Source organism: Candidatus Poribacteria bacterium (genome assembly GCA_021295755.1).
Taxonomy (GTDB): Bacteria; Poribacteria; WGA-4E; order WGA-4E; family PCPOR2b; genus PCPOR2b.
The window spans coordinates 1-3,714 of sequence record JAGWBT010000203.1; the positions used below are offsets into that span (position 1 = coordinate 1).

Sequence of the window (3,714 nt, forward strand, 5' to 3'; positions counted from 1 at the left end):
TCGGCGATGGTACTCACCATCCATGCCAAGACCGTACATTTTGCTGTCCTCTGTGTATCTGTCATGGTTGGCGTCAACTGCTTCGTTGAGCGCTTGGACCTCTGCGGGAGTCAGAAAGTTTTCGACTCGGAGATAACCCCGCAGATCGAAGAGGAATTTTTCGCGTTCATTCATATTATACTCCACGTTTTGTGTCATACTAGCTGAAGTGCATGTATTCCGTTGTTGTAGCTGAATCACTGTTTAGAACAATTAAGATTTCAACAGGGCACTCACCCTATTCTCTTTCCGACGGGGGGACAATCTCTCCGTCGATAACCTGCTTTTTGAGTGCTTCAACGCGTTCTAGAATTTCCGGTGACAATACCTCTTGATTGTTGGAATCAACGATGTATTCGATTCCACCCTCCTTGAGACCATATAATTTTATACCACCGGTGAAGCTGTCTTCAACGACCGCTTGGATTGTTTGGTAGACGGCAAGTTCGACGCCTTTGATCATGCTCGTCAGGACAAGTCCCGGTGCGAGATGGTTTCCGTTCGCGTCCACCCAGATGAGCCGCTTCTGCTTTTCTTTCGCGGCTTCGAGTATTCCTAAGCCCGTTGCACCCGCCGCCGCGAGGATTACGTCAGCACCTTTGTTATACTGCGCCAGTGCGAGTTCTTTTCCCTTGGCAGGGTCACTGAAGGCTTTCGGGGTGACGCCGGCATAGTCGATGAGAACGTCGATTTCCGGATTGATAGCCTTTGCCCCAGCGTAATAACCTGCTTCAAAAGCGTGCAAAAGTGGGACGTTCATCCCACCGATGAACCCAATCCGATTTGTCTCGGTTTTCAGTGCAGCGATTGCTCCTACCAGGTAGGTTCCCTCATGTGCTTTGAAGATGAGCGAGGCGACGTTGTCCCGTTTGGCTTCGGCATCAATAATTGCAAACTTGACGTTTGGGAATTCAGATGCTACACGCTCTATCGGCTCTTGAAAGAGAAAGCCAACCCCAATGATGAGGTCATATTTCAATCGAGCCAGCTGCCTCAACGCAAACTCGATGTCGGTGCTCTGTCCGGGCGTAATCTCTTTGAGATCAAGTTTCCACTGATCGGTCGCTTTCTTGGCACCAGCGTAGGAGGCATCACAGAACGAAAGATCTCCACGACCACCTGTGTCGTAGATTAACCCAATCCTTTTTGTTTTCCCAATACTTGGTATGATAAAAAGAAAGATCAGCGTGAAACTGCAAGCGACAGTTTTAATTAATCTCTTTTGCATAATATTGATTCCTCGCAAATTAGTCCTATTTACGGGTTTGGCTACGTTTACATTACGTCCCCTGCCAAATTGACATCGCTGCAACTATCCCCACAGCGAAGCAATAGTAAGAGAAGATAGAAAATTTTCCGCGATTGAGCATCGCGAGCAGAAAGCGTAATGCAATGTAACCTACAATGAATGAAGTCAATGTTCCAGCGACGATAACGGCTGGGGCAATTGTAATCTCCCCGACATCTTTGAACTTGAGGATAACAGCACCCAAGATTGCAGGAATAGAAAGTAGAAAAGAGTATTGCGCTGCAACCTGCGGAGACAACCCTAATAGCAGTGAAATAGAGATTGTTGACCCAGATCTGGAAATTCCGGGGATGATGGCAAGCCCTTGAACAATTCCGACGAGTGGTGTATGCCACGCTCGTAGAGGTGTCTCTGTTTGTCGCTGTCCTTGTCCAAGACGTGACAGTTGCAGGATTAGCCCCGTGATAATTAACATGACGGCAACCACCATCGGTTTGCCAAAGATCGATTCAAGTGACTCTTTGAACAACAGCGCGATTAGCCCGGTAGGAATTGAGCCAATCAGAAGAAACCAGATTAGCCTGAGATCAGGAGTGTTGCTGATTGTAAGTCGAGGGTGTCGGTAGAAATCCGCCTGAAAGAGCGTGGAAAAACCGGTCTGTACCAAAGATCCGATTAACTGATAATAAACAATAATAACCGCGCCCAAGGTCCCAAAATGGACCATAACATCGAAAAAGATCTGCGATTCTTCTATCCCCAAGAAATGCTGCATCAGAACTAAATGCCCTGAACTACTCACTGGTAAGAACTCTGTTATGCCTTGTAAAATCCCAAGCACAATCGCTTCAAGAATGGTCATCCGTACTTCCTAAATCGCCGACAAATTGTTTGAATTCTCTGCTTATTTCGAGGATGTAAGGCGTGACGGGTGTGTTATAGTCTAGCGATTGAATCAATTAATGATGGTTTTGTAGCGTAAAAGCGCAGCACACACCGTCATAAGTGCTGCGCTGCACAAAACTAGAAACTAAAATAGATTTAATAGGAATCAGAAAGAAGTCTATTAACGGGGATGGGGCAGGAAAACGGAGAATGGTCCCTTGAATATTAGGGCACTTTTGAAGAGATTGGGCAAATTTAGAAATGGGATCCATTGCGGGCAGGGTAGGGACTTAATTCAAGGAGCTTGACCCATTGCAAGTTTATTTGGGGAATAATTGGTATACAACCTTGCGAAGATTTTGAACCTTCGCAAGGCTGATGAACTAGATTACTAATGCCATAGGACATTAATATTTTCTACTCAAGAACTTCTTCCACTGCCTCTGGCAGAGTAACGGTACTTGGATCTACATCAATTGGATATTCGGTGCCATACGCTTCGACAAGTTCGTCAAATGTCGCGTTATCCACGTTCTCTAGTTCTCCGCCGGGGCGATTGAGAAAAACACCTTGGCAGCCATCACAACTCATCAGATCCACGTCCGATCGTTCGATTGGAAATTGCGTAAGTGGATTATTACAACCTGGACAAGGAAGCATAAATTCAATCCTTTCAATTGACATACTCCCAAAGTTAAAACATTGGGATTCTTGCGAGTCCCAGTGCCATAACGGTGGAATTGCGCTATCAACACGGGTTGCGAACCGAAGCACGTCTTACACCCGCTCCTTCGGGGGACAATGCCCTGCCCCTTTTTGGCTGCCCTGCCCGCACAAGTAAGGAGAATCCCGTGACAGTAGGCTGCTGTCCCCTACAAGCGCATCTGGTGATTTTAGAGGGATTGACTCGTCGTGATTCAGGAATCCCGTTGTCGACGGAATTGACGGTGGGAGATTTTACCCTGCCTGCTCGTCTCTTTGGACTCAAACCGTCACAGAATCAATATCTAAAAGTAAAATCGTTTTGACACTCAAAATACTGCTAAAGTGGTCTGTATCCTAAGCCTAAAGACTTAGGATACAGACCTAAAGGGTTGGCGATAAAGGGTTTGCACGGTGCAAAAACGTTACTTACGTTTTATTTTCTAGTCGGCAGCAGCTGCAAGCGGTTCGGAATGATCCATTTCGCAGAATTCGACATAATCACTGATTAACTCAGTTATCGTCGGTTCTTCGCCGCAGATAGGGCAGTTCTTATCCCGACTCACTTTCAACTCACGAAATTTCATGCTGAGTGCGTCATACATCATCAAGCGACCGATGAGTGGTTCGCCAACGTCGAGCAGCAGTTTAACCGCTTCAGTTGCCATCACAAGACCAACAGTGCCCGGGAGCACGCCCAGGACGCCAGCCTCGTTTCAGCCAGGGACCATGCCGGGCGGCGGCGGAGTTGGATACATGCACCGATAGCACGGTCCATCGTGTGGCTTGAGGACAGTTGCTTGCCCTTCAAATTGGAAAATACTGCCGTGTACAATGGG

The 3,714-nt window shown here is 47.1% G+C and carries 4 protein-coding genes; all 4 read right to left on the minus strand.

Going from position 1 to position 3,714, the window contains the following annotated elements; all coding sequences use genetic code 11:
• Positions 1-277 precede the first annotated feature (277 nt).
• Entirely contained in the window at positions 278-1,267 is a 990-nt protein-coding gene (locus J4G02_21600; GenBank protein ID MCE2397115.1) for a BMP family ABC transporter substrate-binding protein, read from the minus strand.
• Between the two features lie 52 nt (positions 1,268-1,319).
• On the minus strand, positions 1,320-2,150 hold the full coding sequence (locus J4G02_21605; GenBank protein ID MCE2397116.1) for an undecaprenyl-diphosphate phosphatase: 831 nt from the start codon (positions 2,148-2,150) through the stop codon (positions 1,320-1,322).
• 440 nt (positions 2,151-2,590) lie between these two features.
• Positions 2,591-2,833: a zf-TFIIB domain-containing protein gene (locus tag J4G02_21610; GenBank protein ID MCE2397117.1), complete on the minus strand. Its 243-nt coding sequence runs from the start codon at positions 2,831-2,833 to the stop codon at positions 2,591-2,593.
• Positions 2,834-3,318: 485 nt separating this feature from the next.
• The gene (locus J4G02_21615; protein ID MCE2397118.1) at positions 3,319-3,543 is read right to left on the minus strand and encodes a hypothetical protein; all 225 of its coding nucleotides are present in this window, start codon (positions 3,541-3,543) and stop codon (positions 3,319-3,321) included.
• Positions 3,544-3,714 lie beyond the last annotated feature (171 nt).